We start from the raw sequence: 18,750 nt of genomic DNA on the forward strand, positions 1-18,750 counted from the left end.
GAGCTGGCCGAGGCGACGAACTTGTTGTCGACGTCGCGGCTGGTGACGTTGACCGGAATCGGCGGGGTGGGAAAGACCCGGCTTGCTCTACGCGCAGCCGCCAAGGCGCAACGAAACTTCTCCGACGGTGTGACGCTGGTGGAACTGGCTGAGTTGCTGGATGATTCGCTGTTGTCGGGGGTCGTGGCGGCCGCACTGGGGTTGCGCGACCAGTCTGCCCGACCCTCACACGAGGTGCTCGTCGAGTTCCTTGCCCCGCGTGAAGTGTTGCTCGTGCTGGACAACTGCGAGCAGGTGGTGGCCGCGGCCGCGAAACTTGCCGAGATCCTGCTCCGCGTGTGCCCTCGGCTGCGTATTCTCGCGACGAGTCGCGAACCGCTCGGAATCGGCGGGGAAACAGCGCTTCTGATTCCCCCGCTGCCCGTCCCKGATCCSGAYCACCTGCCGAAAGGACTGCCCCGCAACGATGCGGTCACTCTCTTCGCGGAACGCGGCGCCGCYGTAGTCCCGGGATTCGAGCTGACCGAGGAGAACAAGGTCACCATCGCCCGAATCTGTCAGCGGCTGGACGGGCTGCCGCTACCGATCGAACTGGCGGCGGCCCGGCTTCGCGCGATGACGCCCGACCAGATCCTGCAGCGCCTCACCGACCGCTACCTGCTGCTCACTCGCGGCAGCAGGGACGCGCCCTCGCGGCAGCAGACGTTGCGGATGTGCATCGACTGGAGCTATGACCTGTGCACYCCTGCGGAACAACGGATGTGGGCGCAGCTCTCGGTGTTCGCGGGCAGTTTCGAACTCGAGGCCGCGGAACAGGTCTGCGATGGTGACGACGTAGACGACCTCCTCGACACSGTGACGTTCCTCGTCGACAAGTCGATCCTGACGAGAGARGAGTCGGGTTCCGCGGTGCGGTTCCGAATGCTCGAGACCGTCCGCGCCTACGGACGGGAAAAGGCGCAGGAGAACGGCGACTACATCGCGCTTCGCCGTCGGCACCGCGACTGGTGTGAGCGGCTGGCGGTCGAGGCGGAAACCGAATGGATCAGCTCCCGGCAGCTCGCGTTGATCTCCAGACTGGGTCGGGAACAACCGAATATCCGCGAGGCGCTGGATTTCTGTGTGTCCGACAGTCCCGCAACGGGACTGCGGATCGCTGCCGCACTGTACCCGTTCTGGCTGTCCCGGGGATTGCTCAGCGAGGGTCGGCGATGGCTCGGTCGCCTCCTGGCTCGACAACCGGCCGAGCCTACCGGCGATCGGGTCAAGGCGCTCTACGCCGCCAGTGTGCTGGCCGGAGTGCAGGGCGACATTCCCGTGTCGGACACGCTGGCGGAGGAAGCGCAGGCGGTCGCCGCTCAGACAACCGACCCGCTGGTGCGTGCGCACGCCGACCACACGGTCGGATACGCGGCACTGTTCGCGGGGCGCCTCCCCGACGCCCGCGCACACCTCGAGAAGGCCGTCCGAGGGTTCACGGCACGCAACGACCTTTACGAGGTGGCTGCAGTCGTCGGCCTCGGCATGACGCATGACCTCGTGAACGACACGGAACGAGCCATCGAATGCCATGAGCGCGTCCTCGCGATCACCGAGGCGCAGGGCGAATCGGTGTATCGGTCGTATTCGCTGTGGGCGCTGGCCGTCGCGGTGTGGCGGCTCGGGGAGAGAGCACGAGCGGTCCAGCTCCTCGGGCAGGCGCTCCGAGTCGAGCGTCGGGTGAACGATCGACTCAATGCCAGTGTGTGTCTGCAGGCACTCGCATGGATAGCCGCCGAGGAACAGGACATGGAACGCGCGGTCGTATTGCTGGGCGCCGCAGACGAGTTCACCCGGTCGGTGGGCAGTTCGACGGTGTTGGTGCCCGGCCTGAGCGTGTACCAGGACGAGTGCGAACGCCGGACCCGAGAGGCGATGAGTGAGCAGGCCTTCACCGCGGCCCGCAGAAGGGGCACGGCACTCGGTTTCGACGCAGCCGTCGCCTACGCGCTGGGCGAGCAGATTTCGCCCTCTCCGACGTCCGCCGGTCCGTCGCCTGCACCGACGAAGCGGGAGCGTGAGGTTGCCACCCTCATCGCCGAGGGGCTGACCAACAAGGAGATCGCCGCTCGGCTGGTGATCTCGCCCCGCACCGCACAGGGGCACGTGGAACATCTCCTGACGAAGCTGGGATTCAATTCACGTGCGCAGATCGCGGCGTGGGTCGTGGAATCGCAGGGCGAAGGGTGAGATCAGGGCGAGAAGCGACTGCATGATCCCCTGGCGATGGCGCGATCAGTTACCTGGTGATCGGGTGGTCGCGTGACCAGTCCGCGCTGACCTCGCGTAAAGCCTGGATGAGTTTGCGCACGGCCGGTGCCGGCTGAGTGTCCGCCCGCCTGATCATGCAGACGGTCAACTGAGGCGGATTCCATTCCGTTGCCGGAGTGACAACTTCGTCGGCGCAGTGGTCGCGGAGCGTGTGCCGGGGCAGCATTGCGATGCCCACCCGGGCCGCGACCATGAGCAGGCTCGTGTGCGGGTTCGTCGTCTCGTAGACGATGTCCTGTGCCGGCGGTGCGAACGCGGTGTCCACCAACTCCCGCAGGGCGAAACCGTGCGCGGACACCACCCAGGACTGGCCGGCGAGGTCCTGAATTCCCACTGTCGACTTGCCGGCCAGAGGATGTCGCCGGGACACGCACAGCACGACCTCGTCGGAGATCAGATCGGTTGCGGTGAGGCTGGCGTCGGAGGCCGGGTCGTTGGCCCTCACGACGAGTCCGAGGTCGAGTTCGCCGTTCGTCACGCTGTCGCGCACACCCTGGGAGCCCGATTCCCACACCGAGAAGCGCACGTTGGGGAACGAGTTCCGGTAGAGCGGAACCACTCTCGGTAGCAGTATCTGGCTGGCCGTGGTGACGGCACCCAGGCGCACGCTGCCGCTGCGCAGTCCGTTGATCAGCCCCGCCTCCTCGCGGAGCGCGCGATCGGCCTGCAACACCTGCCGAATGTGCGGTAGCAGAATCCGGGCCTCCGCGCTGGGGAGAACCCCGTTGGCGCGGCGGATCAAGAGGACGACATTGAGGTCCTCCTCGAGGCGCCGGATCTGCTGGCTGAGGGTCGGCTGCCCGATGCCCACCTCCTGAGCGGCCTTGCGCAGCGAACCGAGGCGGACCGCGGCCTCCAGATAGCGCATCTGCTCCGACCTCATGCCGCGACCCTAGACCCGAGTGATCGATGATGGCAATCACCCTGGTCGCCTGCGCTCACTTCCGTGAATCAGTTACCCGGATCACACTGGGAAACGAATCGAGAGGCCCGGGGAGGGCCCCAAACGAAGGAGACGCGATGCCCCGCGCCACTGAGAGCGCCGCAATGCCATGGCTGCGCAGGGTCGGCCTTGCGACGCCCGAGTTGGTCGTCGTGACGCATGAGCACGAACTTCTGCCGGACGGGCCGGCGTTCGGCCCGCCGTGGGTCGTGAAGCCGGACATCGCCGGCAGCGGCAAGGGCCTCGCCGGCCTCGTGCACATCTGCAGGTCCCGGGACGAGCTGTCCTCCGCCGTCACCGCAACTCTTCGGAGCGGTGCGCCCGCGGTGGTGGAGGAATTCGTCGAGGGCGAGGAGTGCTACCTCTCCATCGCCCTGGACGAGACGACTCGTGGTGCTGTCGTGCGCGCCGCCGCCACCGGTGGAGTCGGATTCGATGCGCACCAGGCGGCTGCCGTGACGGTCGGCCTGGCGGAAGGCCCCGACGACCACGCGGTCGCCGGCCTGCTCGACCGGGCCGCCGTGTCGGACCCTCGGTTGCGCAGTGCGATCGGTGATGCGCTTCAGGTTCTCTGGAGCGCCTTCTGCAGTGCGGAGGCCGTCCTCGTCGAGGTCAACCCGTTCCGCTGGGACGGTCAGCGACTGGTCGCCGTCGGTGTGGCGGTCGAATTCGACCCCCACGGTCATCCCGACGCACAGGCACTCCGTCCGTCGGCACTGGTGGATGCCGACCCCGTCGTGGACCGCGCACCCACCCCACGCGAACTGGCAGTCCGCGAGGCCGACGCCGCCGAACCGAACAGGGCGGGCATCAAGTTCTTCGAGTTGGACGGCGACGTCGCCTGCATGATCACCGGCGGCGGTGCGGGGCTTCTCGCCCTGGACTACCTGACCGACCTCGGTATCCGTCCCGCCTGCTACCTCGACGCGTCGCCGGGTGCCGGTAGCGCGAAGCTGCAGACGCTGTTCAGTTCGGCGCTCTCCGTCCCCGGGCTTCGCGGGGTGCTGTTCGGCGGCGCCGTGCTGAGTCTCGCCGATGCCCGCGACGTGGCGGTCGAGTTCGCTGCTGCCGCGGATCGGGCCGGATTCGACTCCACACGGGTGCCGACCGTCGTCCGGCTGGCCGGCCCACACGAAGCGGAGGCGCACGCCGTCCTCCGTCGGCGTCTGCCCGGGGCTCTCGTCCTGGATCGCGCGGCCTCACTCGAAGACGCATGCGACCTACTGCTGACCGCGATGGAGCAGTCGCCGCAGGAACTGGAAGGACTCGTCCGATGATTCGTGAGCTTCTCGAAGCCCGTTCAGGTCTTCTCGTGCAGGGCATCACGGGCAGGCAGGGGCAGCTGGAAACGCGGTGGATGCTCGATTCCGGTGTCGACGTGGCCGCCGGTGTCACCCCCGGCAAGGGGGGTTCCGCGGTGCTCGGCGTGCCGGTCTTCGACACCGTCGCCGAGGCCGTGGCGGCGACAGACTCCCGGGTCGCGATGAGCTACGCGCCGCCGCACGCCGCCGCGGATGCGGTCGTCGAAGCCGCACAGGCGGGCGTCGAACTGATCGTGGTCAGCTCGGAGAACATCCCGCAGCATCGCTGGCTCCGGGCACTCGCGGTCGCGCGAGAGCACCACTGCCACGTCATCGGCCCGAACTCCCAAGGTGTCGTCGTCCCCGGCGTGGGCCGAATCGGCTGCCCCGGCGGTAACGAACCGTGGCAGCGATTCGCGCCCGGCTCGGTGGGCATCGTCTCCCGCAGCGGCGGCATGGCCTCCGAACTGGCGATGCTGATGCGCAACTGGGGATGGGGAACCAGCGTGCAGATGTCCATCGGCGGCACGCCCGCGGTCGGGACGACCCTCACCGAAGGCGTCGAACTCGCCGCGAGTGACCCGAACACCCGTGCTGTGGTGGTGTTCGGCGAACCGTCCGGCGGCCAGGAAATCGACCTGGCAGTCGCGGTGGCAGACGGACGAATCGACGTGCCGGTCATCGCGATGGTGGCCGGGCGTGCCGCAGATTCCCTCCCGACGACGCTGCCGTTCGGGCACGCGCCGCGCAGCGCCGACGGAGCCACCGTGCAGGAAAAGTGTGCAGCGCTCGCCGATGCGGGCGTCCTCGTGGCCCGCTCCACCCACCACGTGCGCGCCCACCTCGCGGACGTACTGCCGGCCGCTGCGCTTCGCTGACCGTCATCCCAGACAGAAGGAAATCTCGTCATGACCCAGATCGAATCCGGAGCGGCGGCCCCGGTCCTGACCGTCGGCACCAGCGCAGCGGACAGCACCGGCCGGCCGTGGTTCGAAGCGGAGATCGCCAAGCGCCGTGAGTTCGCTCTGGCGATGGGCGGCCCGGACAAGATCGAGCGCCAACACGCGCGCGGCCGACTGACGGCGCGCGAACGCATCGAACGGCTCGTCGACGACGGATCGTGGCGCGAGATCGGCATGATGACCGGATCGGCCCGCTACGACGAACGCGGGCAGCTGATCTCGGTCGAATCGTCGAATGTCGTGTGCGGGCAGGCGAAGATCGACGGTCGGGACGTCATCGTCGTCGCCGAGGACTTCACAGTCCGAGGGGGATCGTCGGAGGCGACCAACCCCGAAAAATGGCAGTACGTAGAGCGTTTGGCATTGACGTACCGGTGGCCGGTGATCCGGCTGGTCGAGACCGCCGGCGGGAGCGTCAACCTCCTCGAGCAGATGTCCGCCACCAAGATTCCGGGATACCCGCACTGGCCGATGGTGGAGTTGCTGGCCACAGTTCCCGTCGTCGGCGTCGCGCTCGGCGCGGCCGCAGGCCTCGGCGCGGTCCGGGTGTGCGCGAGTCACCTGTCGATCATGACCGCCGAGGGTTCCTACCTGTTCGCGGGTGGACCGGCAGTCGTGAAGAAGGCGGTGGGCGAGGACGTCACCAACGCCGAGCTCGGCGGCGCGGGTGTGCATGCGCGTGCATCGGGTGTCGTCGACAACGAGGCGGCCGACGAGTTCGAGGCACTCGACGACGTCGTCCGATTCCTGTCGTACCTTCCGTCGAGCGTTCACGAGCTCCCTCCGGTGAGGGCCTGCGCCGATCCGGTGGATCGTCGTGACGAGGCCCTGTCCACGACGATCCCGGAAATCAAGCAGTATTCGTACGACATGCGCACGCTGCTGGCCTCGGTCTTCGACGACGGTAGCCTGTTCGAGATCGGACGGTATTTCGGACAGTCTCAGATCACGATGCTCGCCCGTCTCGACGGTCACACCGTGGCGGTCCTCGCGAACGATCCCAGGTGGCTCGGCGGATCGTTGACCGTCGATTCCGCGGAGAAGATCACCAGGTTCGTCGACATGGCCGACACGTTCCACCTGCCGGTGGTGAACCTGATCGACCAGCCCGGGACGTTTGTCGGCCGCGACGCCGAGCAGAAGGGCACCCTCCGCAAGGGCATCAGGACGGCCATGGCCCTCGAGCAGGCTCGCGTCCCCTGGCTCTCGCTGTTCGTGCGTCGGGCCTACGGGCTGGCAGGCGCCGCCTACGGGCCGATAGGTGGTGGCAGCATCAACCGGCGCCTCGCCTGGCCGACGGCGCACTGGGGATCGATCCCCATCGAGGGCGGCGTCGAGGCCGCCTACCGGCGCACCCTGGCCGAAAGTGATGACCCGGACACGCTCCGTGCCGAACTCTACGCGCGGTTCCAACCCGTGGAGAACCCGTTCCGAACTGCGGAAAGGTTCGGAATCCAGGACGTCATCGACCCCCGCGACACCCGTCCGATGCTGTGCGAATGGGTACGTCAGGCCTACCGAATCCTGCCCGCACAGCTCGGCACGACCGCACGCACCATGCGGGCCTGACCGACACCTCATCGCGAACGCCACTTACGAGGAGCAGACCATGAATCTCCAACACGCAGACGTCCGACGCATCCTTGAACTACTCGACACCGCAGAGCATCTCGATTCGCTGGACCTCCGGATCGGCGACGTCGTCCTGCAGGCGCGTAAACCGGGCGCCGCGCCGACGAGTGCGCTGCCGGTCGAAGCCCTGGCGCCGACGACCGCCCCCGCCACCCCGGCCCCCGCCCCGGCCGTGACGCCGCCGCCCGCGCCGGCCGCCTCGGTCACCGTGAGCAGCCCGGCACTCGCCGAAGTCCCGGATCGGATGATCGCCATCCGGGCACCCATGCCGGGCACGTTCTACCGCACGCCGGCACCGACTCAGCCGCCGTTCGTGGAAGAGGGTCAGCAGATCGAGGCATCCGCGACACTCTGCCTGATCGAGGTGATGAAAATGTTCAACTCGGTCCCGACGCCGACAGCGGGCCGCGTTCATTCGATCCTCGTCGAGCACGGTCAGGCCGTCGAGCACGAGCAGATCCTGATGATCGTCGATCCCACCGACGCGGAGGCCGCAGCATGACCGACGACATCCCAGTCGTTCGGCACGACATCCGGAGAGTGTTCGTCGCCAATCGCGGCGAGATCGCGGTCCGCATCATCCGGGCGTGCCGTCACCTCGGCGTCGAGACCGTGGTCGGGGTTTCCGACGCGGACGTCGACAGCCTGGCCGCGCGGATGGCCGACGAGGTCGTAGTCCTCGGTCCGCCGCAGCCGACCCACAGCTACCTCCGCGCGGACCTGCTGATCCGGGCGGCGAAGCGGACCCGTTGCGACGCGGTCCATCCCGGCTACGGATTCCTGTCCGAACGAGCGTCGTTCGCCCGTGCCTGCCGCGACGCCGGCCTGATCTTCATCGGCCCGACACCCGAGTCGATCGACAGCATGGGCGACAAGATCACGGCGGTGGGCCTGGCATCGGAGGCCGGGGTTCCCTGTGTGCCCGGCTCGGGGGCAGTGTCCGATCCGGACGAGGCTCTGGCGATTGCCACGGAGATCGGGTTTCCGGTGCTGATCAAGGCGACCGCGGGCGGCGGGGGCCGCGGCATGCGGGTCGTGGGGTCGGCGGCGGAACTCCCGGAACTGTTCAGGTCCGCGTCGTCGGAAGCCCAATCGGCCTTCGGCGATCCCACCCTGTACGTCGAGAAGTTCATCGAACGCGCACGGCACATCGAGATCCAGGTCATCGGTGATCAGTTCGGCAACGTCGTCCACCTCGGTGAGCGAGAGTGTTCGACGCAGCGGCGGCATCAGAAGCTGATCGAGGAGGCGCCCTCGCCTGTACTCGGGGAGAGCGAACGGGAAGCGATGGGCGAGAGCGCGGTCCGCCTCGCCCGGAACGTGGACTACGTCGGTGCGGGCACCGTCGAGTTCGTGGTCGACGACCGCGACAACAGCTACTACTTCCTGGAAATGAACACCCGCATCCAGGTCGAGCATCCCGTCACCGAAATGATCAGCGGGCGCGATCTGGTGGCCGAACAGATTCGTATCGCGTCCGGGCTACCGTTGTCCTTCACACAGGACGAGGTGATCCTGGACGGTCATGCGATCGAGTGCCGCATCAACGCCGAAGACCCCGATCGCGGCTTCTTCCCCAGTCCGGGGTTGGTCGAGGAGTGGGGACCACCGAGCGGGCCGGGCGTTCGGGTCGACACCCACTGCTACTCGGGATACACGGTCTCGCCGTACTACGACTCACTTCTCGCGAAGATCATCGTGCACGCCCCCACCCGAGCCGAGGCGATTCAGAAGATGAGCACCGCCCTGTCCGAGTTGACGGTCACCGGTCCGACGACCACCGCCACGTTCCACCACTCGGTGCTCGCTCACCCCGACTTCGCCGCGGGAGCGGTCACCACCAGATGGGTCGAGGACACCTTCCTTCGCCAGTCCCTCACCGAGGCGGGAGCATCGGCATGAGCAACCATCAGATCACCTTCACCGACACCAGCCTGACCGACGGTCAGGCCGCGGTATGGGCGGGTGCATTGGACAATCGGATGGTCCTCGCACCCGCCGCCGCGCTGTCGTCCAGCGGCCTCGCTGCGGTCGAGGTGCTGAGCCCGGCGATGCTGGACGAATGCCTGGCCCGCGACGAACACCCGCTGCAGCGGGTGGAACTCGCCCATCGGCACTACGGCCCCGTTCCGTTGCGGGCCACCGTCAACCTGCTGACCGGGCATGGGCGGCCGGGTGCCGACGTCCTCGGACCCACGGCGGTCGACGGCTGGCTGACGGCACTGGCAGCTGCGGGCCTGCGGCAGGTGGTCCTGCTGGATCCGTTGCTGGACCTGGTCCGCCTCAAGGCCGCTCTGGAATCTGCCACCACGGCGGGGCTGACCGCCATTGCCGCGCTTCCTTATACAGCCGATGACGGCGTGTCCGACGAAACCTATGCGGAGCGCGCCGCATCTCTCATCGCTGCCGGCGCCGACCGGGTGATGCTGCGAGACGAGAGCGGAGTCCTGACACCGGACCGGGCGCGCACCCTTGTCCCGGCACTGGTGTCGGCGCTCGGTGACACTCCCCTCGACCTGCACACCCGGTGCCACACCGCACTCGGAACCGTCGTCGCCCTCGAGGCCGGCCGGCTCGGCGTCCGCGGCATCGACACCGCACTGCCGTCGGTCGCCAACGGCGCCTCCCTTCCGTCGCTGCCGTCGTTGATCCGCGTCCTGCGACGCGACGACGTTCAGGGTCTGCCCGACCTCGACGCTCTGCTGTCCGCCGATGCGATCCTCGCCGGGATCGCCGATCAGGAAGGCTTTCCCGCGGCAACCCCGTGGCCGTTCGATCTGGCGACGTACGTCCATCAGCTGCCGGGTGAGGTGGCGGCCGACGTGCGGAGCGCCCTGCGTGAGCGTGGACGGTGGGCCGACCTGCACGAGTTTGCCGCCGAATGCGCGGCCGTGCGCCGTGAGATGGGCTCGCCGCCGATGGTGCCCCCCTTCGCCCGGGCGATCGCCGAGCAGGCGATGTGCCACTTCGGTGGGGAGCAGAGGTACGAGACCCTCCGGCCGGTTCTGCGCAGGTTGCTGCAGGGCGTGTACGGCACGGTGAACGGTGACCAACGCGTCGACCTCCAGGAACGTGTCGGCTCGTTGCTGACGTCCGAATCTGACTCCCCGACAATCGAAGCAGATCTCGCTGCCGATGAGGACGTTCTGCTCGCGTGGATAGCGGGAGTCACGGTCGCGACCGTCCCGCGGAGAGTGGACGTGCAGCCCTACGAAGCATTGACACCCTACGAAAGCCTCACCCGTGGATTGCTCGAGCGGGCCGGTCGCTACGCCACGCTGACCGTGTCCGCGCCCGGTCTCCGCATCCATCTGCAACAGGAAGGGTGAATCACCGTGCTCACCAACCTTCGTCACCTCGTCGAGGCCGAATTCGCCCGGACGGGTCGGCGCCGGACGATCGCCCTCACCGACGGCACGCTCCGGGACGCGCACCAGTGCCTGTGGGCGACCCGGATGCGCACCGAACACATGCTGCCCATCGCGAGCAGGATCGCCGACGCGGGATTCGGTGCCGTCGAGGCCATCGCGATGGTCGGCTTCGACGCGGGAGTTCTGTTCCTGAATCAGGACCCGTTCGAACGGGTGCGGCTGCTCGCTGACCGGATCTCGACGGCTCCGCTACGTGCGGCGGTCCGCAGCAACCTGCTGCACGGCTTCTACCCGCAGCCGGACGACATCAACGAGCTGTTCGTCGAGCGGATGTTCGTCAACGGGATCCGTGACTTCGCGGTCCTCGACTCCCTGCATTCGTGGGACAACGTGGCACCCGGGATCCGCATCGCGAAGCGGCTCGGCGCGAAGGTCACGATTGCTCTCGTGTTCAACCTCGCACCGGGTTACGACGACGATTTCTACGTCCGGCAGGCACGGGAGGTCATCGACCGGTTCGGCGTGGACACGATTTCTCTTGCCGACGCGGGTGGCAGCCTGACCGTCGAACGCACCCGGACGCTGGTACCGGCGCTGCGGGCGGCGATCGGCGAGACCCGGTTGGAGCTGAACACGCACTGTTTGACCGGGATGGGTCCGCAGGTCGCGCTCGAAGCGGCCGTGTACGGAGCGGATCAAATCCTGACCGCCGTCGATCCGCTGGCCAACGGCAACTCGTTGCCGTCGGCTCAGACGATGGCCCGGGATCTGCGTGCACTGGGGTTCGATGTCGACGTCGACGACCGATCACTCGACGAGGTCGGCGACTACCTGGGCAAGCTCGCCGCGCAACTGGACTACCCCGTCGGAGTCCCCGCGGAGTACGACCCCGCCAATTACCAGACGCAGTACGCCGGTGGCGCCATGACGAACCTCGAGGCTCAGCTGAAGGCCGCAGGAATTTCCGACAGACTGCCGGCGGTGATCGAGGAGATCGGCCGGGTCCGTGAGGAATTGGGTTCCCCGGTCATGGCTACGCCGTTCCCCGCCATCGTCGCCGCCCAGGCCGTCATGAATGTCCTGAACCCCGAGCGCTACGCCGTGGTTCCGGACGAGGTGAAGAAGTACGTGTGCGGATACTTCGGTGCGTTGCCGCTGCCCGTCGACGACAACGTCAAGGATCTCGTGATGAACAACGGGTCGTGCGACATCTCCGAGACACCGCCACAACTCGACCCGATCCTGCCGGAACTGCGCAGACGGTACGGCCACCTGTCGCCGGACGACATGATCCTGCGGTACATGTACGGCGACCAGAAGATCGACGCACTCGTCCCGGTCGAGGACACCTTCTCCGTCCAGCAGTCGATCGTGGAGCTGGTGGCCGGACTCGGTCGGATGCGGAGCAAGCACACCGTGCGCCTGGTGGCTCCCGGCCTCGAACTGCGGGCCAATGGCTGACACCCCGGTACGGCCGGAACCCCGGCCCACCGCCGAGACCGAGGCGTACTGGGATGCGGCCCGGGAGGAACGCCTGGTGGTCCAACGGTGCGAGCAGTGCGGGCGTCATCAGTTCTACCCCCGCGCCTTCTGCACGGTCTGCCTCTCCGAGAACCTCGAATGGGTGGACTCGGCGGGAGCGGGAACCATCTACACCTTCACGATCTGCCGGGTTCCCGCCAATCCGTCGATGGCCGACAAGGTTCCCTATACCGTGGCCGTCATCGAACTCGACGAGGGTGTGCGCTTGCTGACCAACATCGTGGACTGCCCGATCGATCGCATCCGCGTCGGTGCCCGCGTCGAAGTGCGCTTCGAACGGATCAGCGCCGAGACGATCCTTCCCCAATTCACTCTGACAGAGGTGGACGACCGATGATCACCGACTACTTCGACACGGGTGCTGCCCGGTACCCGGACCGAACGTTTCTGCAGTCCGACACACTGCGGCTCAGCTACCGGGACGTCGTCGTCGCGTCGCACGCGATCGCGCACGGACTGACCCGGGAAGGGCTGGCGAGCAGCAGGATCGGAATTCTGTCCCCCAACCATCCCGACGGCTTCGTCGCGATGCTCGGGATCCTGCGCGCGGGCGCCACCTATGTGCCACTCAACGCCCGCGACCAGATCGAGGACCTGATCTGGTTCATGCGATTCACGGAGATGTCGGCGCTGGTGTACCACGAGCAGTACCTCCCCCACATCGACCGGATCCGGTCCGAAGTACCCACGCTCACCGCCTGCATCGCGTTCGGCGAGCACTCTGCGGCAGGGCTCAGCACCGAGGCCTGGAAGCGGGAGCACAGCGGACAGACCTGCAACACTCGACGAGGCCTCGACGACATTGCGCTGATCAAGTCCTCCGGCGGCACCACCGGCCGCCCGAAGGCCATCATGCAGAGCCACCGCTGTCTGCTCGCCGCCTACCGGATCGCCAACCAGTTCACCGCACCCGCGAAGGATCCGGTGCATCTGGTGGTTGCGCCGCTGACCCACGCTGCGGGAGCAACGGCAATGGGGCTCTCGGCCTTCGGCACCCGCAATGTGATCGCGCCGTCGACCGATCCCGCCACCGTGCTCGAACTGATCGAACGCGAGCACGTCACGCACCTGTTCCTACCGCCGACGATGATCTACCGGATCCTGGCGCATCCCGACGCCCACACACGTGACTGTTCCTCCCTCGAGTACGTCATCTACGGCGCCGCACCCATGTCCGTCGACAAACTCGAAGAAGGACTGAGGCTGTGGGGTCAGGTCTTCGTCCAGTTCTACGGTCAGTCCGAGGCGCCGGGCGTGATCACGTGCCTGTCTCGGCAGGATCACTACCTCCGTGACGATCCCGCGGGTGTGAAGCACCTCGCGTCGGCAGGCCGGCCGACCGGGGCCTGTGAGGTGGCGCTGATGGATGAGGGCGGCAACGTCGTCCCGGCCGGTGAGCGCGGGGAGATCGTCGTCCGAGGTGAGCTGGTCTGTCCCGGGTACCTCGACAATCCCGAGGCCAACGCCGAAGCCCACCGCTTCGGCTGGCACCACACCGGAGACATCGGGGTCTTCGACGAGAGCGGATACCTCTATGTCGTCGACCGGACGAAAGACGTGGTGATCTCCGGCGGTTTCAACATCTACCCCAGCGAGATCGAGCAGCTGATCTGGTCGCATCCCGCCGTTCAGGATTGTGCGGTGGTCGGCGTTCCCGACGAGGACTGGGGTGAGCGGCTCACCGCGGTGATCGAACTGAAGTCGGAGTCCGAGGCGACCGCCGAGAACATAATCGAGATGTGCCGCAACCGGTTCGGCAGCATGAAGACCCCCAAGCAGGTCGAGTTCTGGGAGTCGCTGCCGCGCAGCGCGGTCGGCAAGGTCCTCAAGAAGGACGTCCGCGCCAAGATCATCGCCGCACACCTGCGGGCGGACTGAGAGATGGCGGACAACAGAGCACTGGCGGGGCGGTACGCCATCGTCGGGGTCGGTGAGGCCGGTCTGGGCAAGGCGCCGGCCGGTGCCACGGCGCTGTCGCTGCAATGCCGGGCCGCCCGCTCGGCGATGCTCGAGACCGGACTCGGCCCGGCCGACATCGACGGGGTCTTCGCGCACTGGGACGACCGCGCGAACGCGCTGCTCGTGGCGGAGTACCTGGACATTCACCCCCGGTACGTCGACAACACGGTGGTCGGCGGCCAGTCCAACATCACCCATCTGGTCCACGCGATGGCGGCGATCGACGCAGGATTGTGCGAGGTCGCCCTCGTCGCCTACGGCAGCACACAGCATTTGGACAAGAGTCGCGCGCGGGGCGGCGTCGTCCAGGACCCGCGCTCACCGATGGGCCAGTTCGCGACGCCGTACGGCATGCTCAATCCGGTCGGGTACTACGCCATGCTGGCCCAGCTGTACGCGAGCCGGTTCGGCTGCGTTCCAGAGCATCTCGGGGAGGTAGCCCTCGCGGCTCGCCGGTGGGCGCAGCTCAATCCGAACGCGGCGCGGCGGGAACCCCTGACCATGGAGGACTATCTCGCGTCACCGGTCATCGCCGACCCACTCCGCAAGCTCGACATCTGTCAGATCAACGACGGTGCCGGTGCCATGATTCTGACGAGCGCGGGACGTGCCGCCGATCTGGCGCAGAAACCGGTGTCGATTCGGGGTTTCGGTGATACCTACCGACATCACATGACCCCGCTCGGTACGGAGGACTGGCTCGACAACGGAGCGCTACGTGAGATCGCCGACGACGCACTCGCGATGGCGCGGCTCGACCGGCAGGACATCGACGTCGTCCAGATCTACGACGCCTTCACCATCAACGTGCTCGTCGCGCTCGAAGGGCTCGGGTTCTGTGAACCAGGCGGTGCCGGCGCATTCGTCGGAGGCGGGCGAATAGCTCCCGGCGGGGCATTTCCGCTGAACACCTCCGGTGGAGGGCTCTCATTCAATCATTCCGGTCAGTTCGGAATGCAGTTGATGATCGAGGCCGTCCGTCAGCTACGCGGCGAATGCGCCGCACGCCAGGTTCCGGATGCGCGTACCTGTCTGGTCCAGGCCGGCGGGATGGTCATGTCCGCGTACATGGTGATGATCCTCGGCACCGACTGACCCATCACTGAATCTGCGCCCGGTTCCGCATCTTTCGACTTCGTCGACTCCGAATACACCCAAGGAGGTTCGTCATGGACAAAACCACTGCGGTACCAGATGTCATGGTGACTGCCAACCTGCTGTCGCGTCTCGACCGTCTGCCGATGACCAGGACAGCTCTGCTGACAACCACACTCGTGACGGTCATCTGGGTCGCCGAAGGATTCGAAACGGGGGTCATCGGCCCGATCTTGCTGCTCGTGAAGGAGCCCTGGGGTCTGACGGCTCAGGGAACCGCTCAGCTCGGGATCGCGTCCACCGGCGGCATCATCGTGGGGGCAGCCCTCGCCGGTCGCATCATCGACCGGTACGGCCGTAAAAGTGTCCTGCTCTGCGGTGTTTCGTTGTTCTCGCTGTTCTCTGCCCTGTGTGCAGTGTCGGCGGACGTCGGGTGGATCATGGCGATGCGGGTTCTCGGTGGACTCGCACTGGGTGCGGTCTTTCCCATTCCGTACCTCATGCTCTCCGAACTACTCGGTACCCGGTCCCGCGCCCGAATGATCGCGGCGGCGTCCGCGGTGCTCGCGCTGAGCTATCTGGTCCCGCAGGCGGCGGCCCTCGTCATGGTCGGTCATCTGCCGGTCGATCTGGCCTGGCGCATCCTGTTCCTCCTCGGTGGCCTGCCGATCCTCGCGGTGCCGCTGATCTACCGGAATCTGCCCGAAAGCCCTCGGTGGCTGCTGCTGAAGGGCCGCACAGACGAAGCGCGCGCACTGGTCGAGCAGTTGGAACGCGAGGCCGGGTACCACCACGAGAATGACCTCGTACACCCCGAGATCGCCACCGTCGTGCGCGCCGAGTACGAGTCCGGCGCCGAACGGGGAAGCGGGACAGCCGATCTGTTTCGCAGGCCGTTGCTCGGCAGATTCATGCTGTGCCTGCTGATCTGCGCCGGCGCAAGCGCGGGCGCCTATGTGCTCTTGGTCTACGCCTCGGTCATGTACGCGGATATGGGGATGACAACCCAGGGAGCGTTGGTCACCACCATCGGAATCATCATTGCCGGCGCGGTGGGGGCGATCGCGGTGGGACAGTTCGCCGACAGGCTCGGCCGCAAGAAGACCTTTCTCCTCTACAGCGTCGGCGCCATCTTCGGATTCAGTGCGCTCGCACTGTCTCAGAACGTTGCACTCGCTGTCACGTGCGGGTTTGTCAGCGCGTTCTTCTGCACGGGTCTGGTTCCTTTCACCAAGCTGTTCACGTCCGAACAATTCCCCACCCATGCGAGGGGTACCGCCGCCGGATTCGTGGAATCCGCGAGCAGGTGCTTCGGTGGAGTCCTCGTCGTCGCATCGATCCCCTTCATCCAGAACAAGCTGGGAACGAGCGCACCGTTCTGGCTCATCTGCGCGATCTTCCTCGTGTGCCTCGGGCCCGTCATGCTCGGTGCTCGTGAAACCCGCGGCATGAGCATCGACCGAGCAGGAGCGGTCTGAAGTGTCGTCCTTGCAGGAGTTCCGGTCGGCCGACTCGGACATTCCGCACCGTTGACGGTGACAGAATGGCGACTACGGGTGATCCGAGTCGACAGGAGACGTCGTGGACGGAATGTTCGGAGCTCCTCGGCCACGTAGGCGAGCGGCCTGGATTGCGATGGCCGCGATGCTCCTGACCGTGGCGGCGTGCGGGCAATCGAGTAGCGACTCCGCCGTCGAGGATGCCCCGCTGGGAAAACCCACGGTCACGGCCACAGCAAGTGTCGGAAAGGGGCCACTCCTCGATGTGACGGTGGACCCGTCCACCGGTACCGCCTATGTCACCAGCAGCGGTGACGACTTGTTGTCGCTGATCGACGCCGACGGCGGCATCAGTGCCATCGAGGCGGGCCGGGCACCGAGCGGGGTGGCGGTGGATCCGTCCACCCACACCGCGTACGTGACGAGCCTGGCCGAGGGAGCGGTGTCGGTGGTCGACATCGCATCCCGGGCCGTCACGGCCACCATCCCCGTCGGTGCCCTACCCCAGGGCATCGAGGTGGATCCGTTGACCCACACCCTCTACGTCGCCAACGTCGAAGACGGTTCGGTGTCCGTCATCGACACCGAAACCCGCACCGTCTCCGCCACCGTCGAGGTCGGGGACCGACCCGGGGGAATGGGCGTCGATCCGTCCACCCACGCGCTGTACGTCGCGACGACGGGGCCGGGCGGGGTCGTGTCGGTGATCGATGCCGAAACCCTCACCGTCACAGACACGATCGCCGCCGGCCGCAGTCCTCACGACGTCGCAGTCGATCCCTCGACCCGGACGGCGTTCGTGCCGAATGCAGACGACGGTACGGTGTCGGTGCTCGACCTCGAAACCCTCACCGTCACAGACACACTGCGAGTCGGGAAGCAACCCTACGGGGCGACCGTCGACCCATCGGCGGACACCGCCTACGTCACCAACATGGATGACGGGTCGGTGTCCGTGATCGACACCGAGACCCGCACCGTCACCGACACCGTCCCGGTCGGGAGCGGTCCGCAGGGTGTGGCCGTCGACCCGACCAGCCACACCGCCTACGTCGTCAACGTCGCCGACGATACGGTGTCGGTGATCGAGCGGTAGCGGTGTCAGCTCCCCTACGCGGTCAGGTTCGGTCATCCCGAACGAGCTGGAGCCACGACTGCGACGCTACCGAATCGTCGGCGCGCGCGGGGCGGGGTGTGCCACTGTTGTGAGAGACCGAAAGCCGCGGCCCACCTGGAGACGGTATGACACGAAAAGCGATCGGCGTCGTCGTCGCGATAGTGGTGTTCGGTGGATTGGCCGGATGCGGCGGCGACACGACCGAGACGGCGTCGGTGTCGGCGACGGCATCGGCATCGGTCAGCGCCACCGAGGAGCAGGACGCGGTTCTCGCTCAGGAAGCGAGGTGGCTGACGGCCATCACTGCCGGCGACCGCGACACGATCGAATCGATCCTGAGTCCCGATTTCAAGCACATCACCAGCGAGGGCACACTGCTCGGTCGTGACGAGGAGATCGCGAGCATCGTTCCGGTGACGTTCACGATGAATGCCACCGAGCAGACCGTCGACATCGTCGGCGACACCGCCGTGATCCACGGCGTCAACACCCTCACCGAGTCGGGCAATGTGCTGGCCCGGGAACGCTTCACCGACGTGTTCGTCAAGCAGAACGGCACGTGGATGGCCCTGTCGGCGCAGGAGACCGCGATCTGACCGTCAGCCAGGTGTCAGGGAACGAAAAAGGTCCCGAAGCCCGGTGTTCCGATCGCCTGCGGGTCGACGAATGCGAGGACCTGACCGGAGCCCGGACGAATGGTGACGGGTTGCGCATCCAGCGTCGGGAACGCTGCGGATCCGGACGCACCCGTGCCGAGACTCACCCAGTGGACGACCGCGAAGTGCGGGTTTCCGTCCCCCGGAGTGCGGCGCACGTGCAACACTGCGGCGCCTGGTTGTTCGCCGACGGTCGCGGCGAGTCGGGGCGTGGGCAAGTCGACGAGCGGGATGACGGGGTCGACCTGGAACGGAACCGTGCTCGGTGCGGCTGTCGCGGTCCCCGACGCCAGGAAGCCGGAGATCGCGAGGGTCGCAAGGACGGTGGCGCCGACACGTCCGACAGCGTTGAGTGCGGTCATA

Annotated in this window: 16 protein-coding genes; 14 read left to right on the forward strand and 2 right to left on the reverse strand. The window is 67.0% G+C overall.

Translation table 11 applies throughout. The features are described 5' to 3' along the window. Positions 1–2,229 (forward strand): ATP-binding protein (locus tag AC1D1G_RS08785; RefSeq protein WP_477951749.1); only part of this gene is annotated, 2,229 nt, incomplete at its 5' end. Between the two features lie 49 nt (positions 2,230–2,278). On the opposite strand, the gene AC1D1G_RS08790 is transcribed toward AC1D1G_RS08785, so the two are convergent. Then, positions 2,279–3,193: a LysR family transcriptional regulator gene (locus AC1D1G_RS08790; protein WP_477951750.1), complete on the reverse strand. Its 915-nt coding sequence runs from the start codon at positions 3,191–3,193 to the stop codon at positions 2,279–2,281. A 137-nt stretch (positions 3,194–3,330) separates the two neighbouring features. On the opposite strand from AC1D1G_RS08790, the gene AC1D1G_RS08795 reads away from it, so the two are divergent. The 13 genes from AC1D1G_RS08795 to AC1D1G_RS08855 all read left to right on the forward strand — a co-directional run bounded on the left by AC1D1G_RS08795 (position 3,331) and on the right by AC1D1G_RS08855 (position 18,327). Continuing rightward, positions 3,331–4,530: an ATP-grasp domain-containing protein gene (locus AC1D1G_RS08795; RefSeq protein ID WP_283333231.1), complete on the forward strand. Its 1,200-nt coding sequence runs from the start codon at positions 3,331–3,333 to the stop codon at positions 4,528–4,530. Continuing rightward, the gene (locus tag AC1D1G_RS08800) at positions 4,527–5,432 is read left to right on the forward strand and encodes a succinate--CoA ligase subunit alpha (RefSeq protein ID WP_283333230.1); all 906 of its coding nucleotides are present in this window, start codon (positions 4,527–4,529) and stop codon (positions 5,430–5,432) included. The genes AC1D1G_RS08795 and AC1D1G_RS08800 overlap by 4 nt, the downstream gene beginning before the upstream one ends. Positions 5,433–5,462: 30 nt before the next feature. Further along, a complete protein-coding gene (locus tag AC1D1G_RS08805; protein ID WP_477951751.1) occupies positions 5,463–7,085 on the forward strand; it encodes an acyl-CoA carboxylase subunit beta in 1,623 nt (540 codons plus the stop codon). Positions 7,086–7,125: 40 nt separating this feature from the next. After that, positions 7,126–7,650 carry an acetyl-CoA carboxylase biotin carboxyl carrier protein gene (locus tag AC1D1G_RS08810; RefSeq protein WP_280779419.1) on the forward strand — a complete coding sequence of 175 codons (525 nt, stop codon included), beginning with the start codon at positions 7,126–7,128 and terminating at the stop codon, positions 7,648–7,650. Continuing rightward, a complete protein-coding gene (gene accC, locus AC1D1G_RS08815; RefSeq protein WP_283333229.1) occupies positions 7,647–9,050 on the forward strand; it encodes an acetyl-CoA carboxylase biotin carboxylase subunit in 1,404 nt (467 codons plus the stop codon). The genes AC1D1G_RS08810 and accC overlap by 4 nt, the downstream gene beginning before the upstream one ends. Beyond that, positions 9,047–10,477 (forward strand): beta/alpha barrel domain-containing protein, encoded by a 1,431-nt coding sequence (locus AC1D1G_RS08820; RefSeq protein ID WP_477951752.1) that lies wholly within the window; start codon positions 9,047–9,049, stop codon positions 10,475–10,477. Before accC ends, AC1D1G_RS08820 begins: the two co-directional genes overlap by 4 nt. Positions 10,478–10,483: 6 nt before the next feature. Beyond that, positions 10,484–11,980 (forward strand): pyruvate carboxylase, encoded by a 1,497-nt coding sequence (locus AC1D1G_RS08825; RefSeq protein ID WP_477951753.1) that lies wholly within the window; start codon positions 10,484–10,486, stop codon positions 11,978–11,980. Continuing rightward, complete coding sequence (locus tag AC1D1G_RS08830; RefSeq protein WP_477951754.1) at positions 11,973–12,398, forward strand: Zn-ribbon domain-containing OB-fold protein; 426 nt, start codon at positions 11,973–11,975, stop codon at positions 12,396–12,398. The genes AC1D1G_RS08825 and AC1D1G_RS08830 overlap by 8 nt, the downstream gene beginning before the upstream one ends. Continuing rightward, positions 12,395–13,939 (forward strand): class I adenylate-forming enzyme family protein, encoded by a 1,545-nt coding sequence (locus tag AC1D1G_RS08835; RefSeq protein ID WP_477951755.1) that lies wholly within the window; start codon positions 12,395–12,397, stop codon positions 13,937–13,939. The genes AC1D1G_RS08830 and AC1D1G_RS08835 overlap by 4 nt, the downstream gene beginning before the upstream one ends. A 3-nt stretch (positions 13,940–13,942) precedes the next feature. Then, entirely contained in the window at positions 13,943–15,115 is a 1,173-nt protein-coding gene (locus tag AC1D1G_RS08840; RefSeq protein WP_477951756.1) for a thiolase C-terminal domain-containing protein, read from the forward strand. Between the two features lie 74 nt (positions 15,116–15,189). Continuing rightward, on the forward strand, positions 15,190–16,593 hold the full coding sequence (locus AC1D1G_RS08845; RefSeq protein ID WP_477951757.1) for an MFS transporter: 1,404 nt from the start codon (positions 15,190–15,192) through the stop codon (positions 16,591–16,593). Positions 16,594–16,750: 157 nt separating this feature from the next. Continuing rightward, positions 16,751–17,710, forward strand: coding sequence for a beta-propeller fold lactonase family protein (locus tag AC1D1G_RS08850; RefSeq protein WP_477951758.1), 960 nt, complete (start codon positions 16,751–16,753; stop codon positions 17,708–17,710). Positions 17,711–17,856: 146 nt separating this feature from the next. Then, positions 17,857–18,327 carry a nuclear transport factor 2 family protein gene (locus AC1D1G_RS08855; RefSeq protein WP_477951759.1) on the forward strand — a complete coding sequence of 157 codons (471 nt, stop codon included), beginning with the start codon at positions 17,857–17,859 and terminating at the stop codon, positions 18,325–18,327. Between the two features lie 14 nt (positions 18,328–18,341). On the opposite strand, the gene AC1D1G_RS08860 is transcribed toward AC1D1G_RS08855, so the two are convergent. Then, on the reverse strand, positions 18,342–18,749 hold the full coding sequence (locus AC1D1G_RS08860; RefSeq protein WP_283333220.1) for a hypothetical protein: 408 nt from the start codon (positions 18,747–18,749) through the stop codon (positions 18,342–18,344). Position 18,750: the final 1 nt, after the last annotated feature.

The organism is Rhodococcus sp. P3_B8 (genome assembly GCF_056402775.1).

Excerpts from the sequence above, each read along its gene's own strand:
- accC (WP_283333229.1), top strand. The coding sequence starts at position 7,647 with ATGACCGACGACATCCCAGTCGTTCGGCACGACATCCGGAGAGTGTTC.
- AC1D1G_RS08840 (WP_477951756.1), top strand. The coding sequence starts at position 13,943 with ATGGCGGACAACAGAGCACTGGCGGGGCGGTACGCCATCGTCGGGGTC.
- AC1D1G_RS08800 (WP_283333230.1), top strand. The coding sequence starts at position 4,527 with ATGATTCGTGAGCTTCTCGAAGCCCGTTCAGGTCTTCTCGTGCAGGGC.
- AC1D1G_RS08795 (WP_283333231.1), top strand. The coding sequence starts at position 3,331 with ATGCCCCGCGCCACTGAGAGCGCCGCAATGCCATGGCTGCGCAGGGTC.
- AC1D1G_RS08820 (WP_477951752.1), top strand. The coding sequence starts at position 9,047 with ATGAGCAACCATCAGATCACCTTCACCGACACCAGCCTGACCGACGGT.
- AC1D1G_RS08805 (WP_477951751.1), top strand. The coding sequence starts at position 5,463 with ATGACCCAGATCGAATCCGGAGCGGCGGCCCCGGTCCTGACCGTCGGC.
- AC1D1G_RS08810 (WP_280779419.1), top strand. The coding sequence starts at position 7,126 with ATGAATCTCCAACACGCAGACGTCCGACGCATCCTTGAACTACTCGAC.
- AC1D1G_RS08860 (WP_283333220.1), bottom strand. The coding sequence starts at position 18,749 with ATGACCGCACTCAACGCTGTCGGACGTGTCGGCGCCACCGTCCTTGCG.
- AC1D1G_RS08790 (WP_477951750.1), bottom strand. The coding sequence starts at position 3,193 with ATGAGGTCGGAGCAGATGCGCTATCTGGAGGCCGCGGTCCGCCTCGGT.
- AC1D1G_RS08855 (WP_477951759.1), top strand. The coding sequence starts at position 17,857 with ATGACACGAAAAGCGATCGGCGTCGTCGTCGCGATAGTGGTGTTCGGT.
- AC1D1G_RS08850 (WP_477951758.1), top strand. The coding sequence starts at position 16,751 with ATGGCCGCGATGCTCCTGACCGTGGCGGCGTGCGGGCAATCGAGTAGC.
- AC1D1G_RS08835 (WP_477951755.1), top strand. The coding sequence starts at position 12,395 with ATGATCACCGACTACTTCGACACGGGTGCTGCCCGGTACCCGGACCGA.
- AC1D1G_RS08830 (WP_477951754.1), top strand. The coding sequence starts at position 11,973 with ATGGCTGACACCCCGGTACGGCCGGAACCCCGGCCCACCGCCGAGACC.
- AC1D1G_RS08845 (WP_477951757.1), top strand. The coding sequence starts at position 15,190 with ATGGACAAAACCACTGCGGTACCAGATGTCATGGTGACTGCCAACCTG.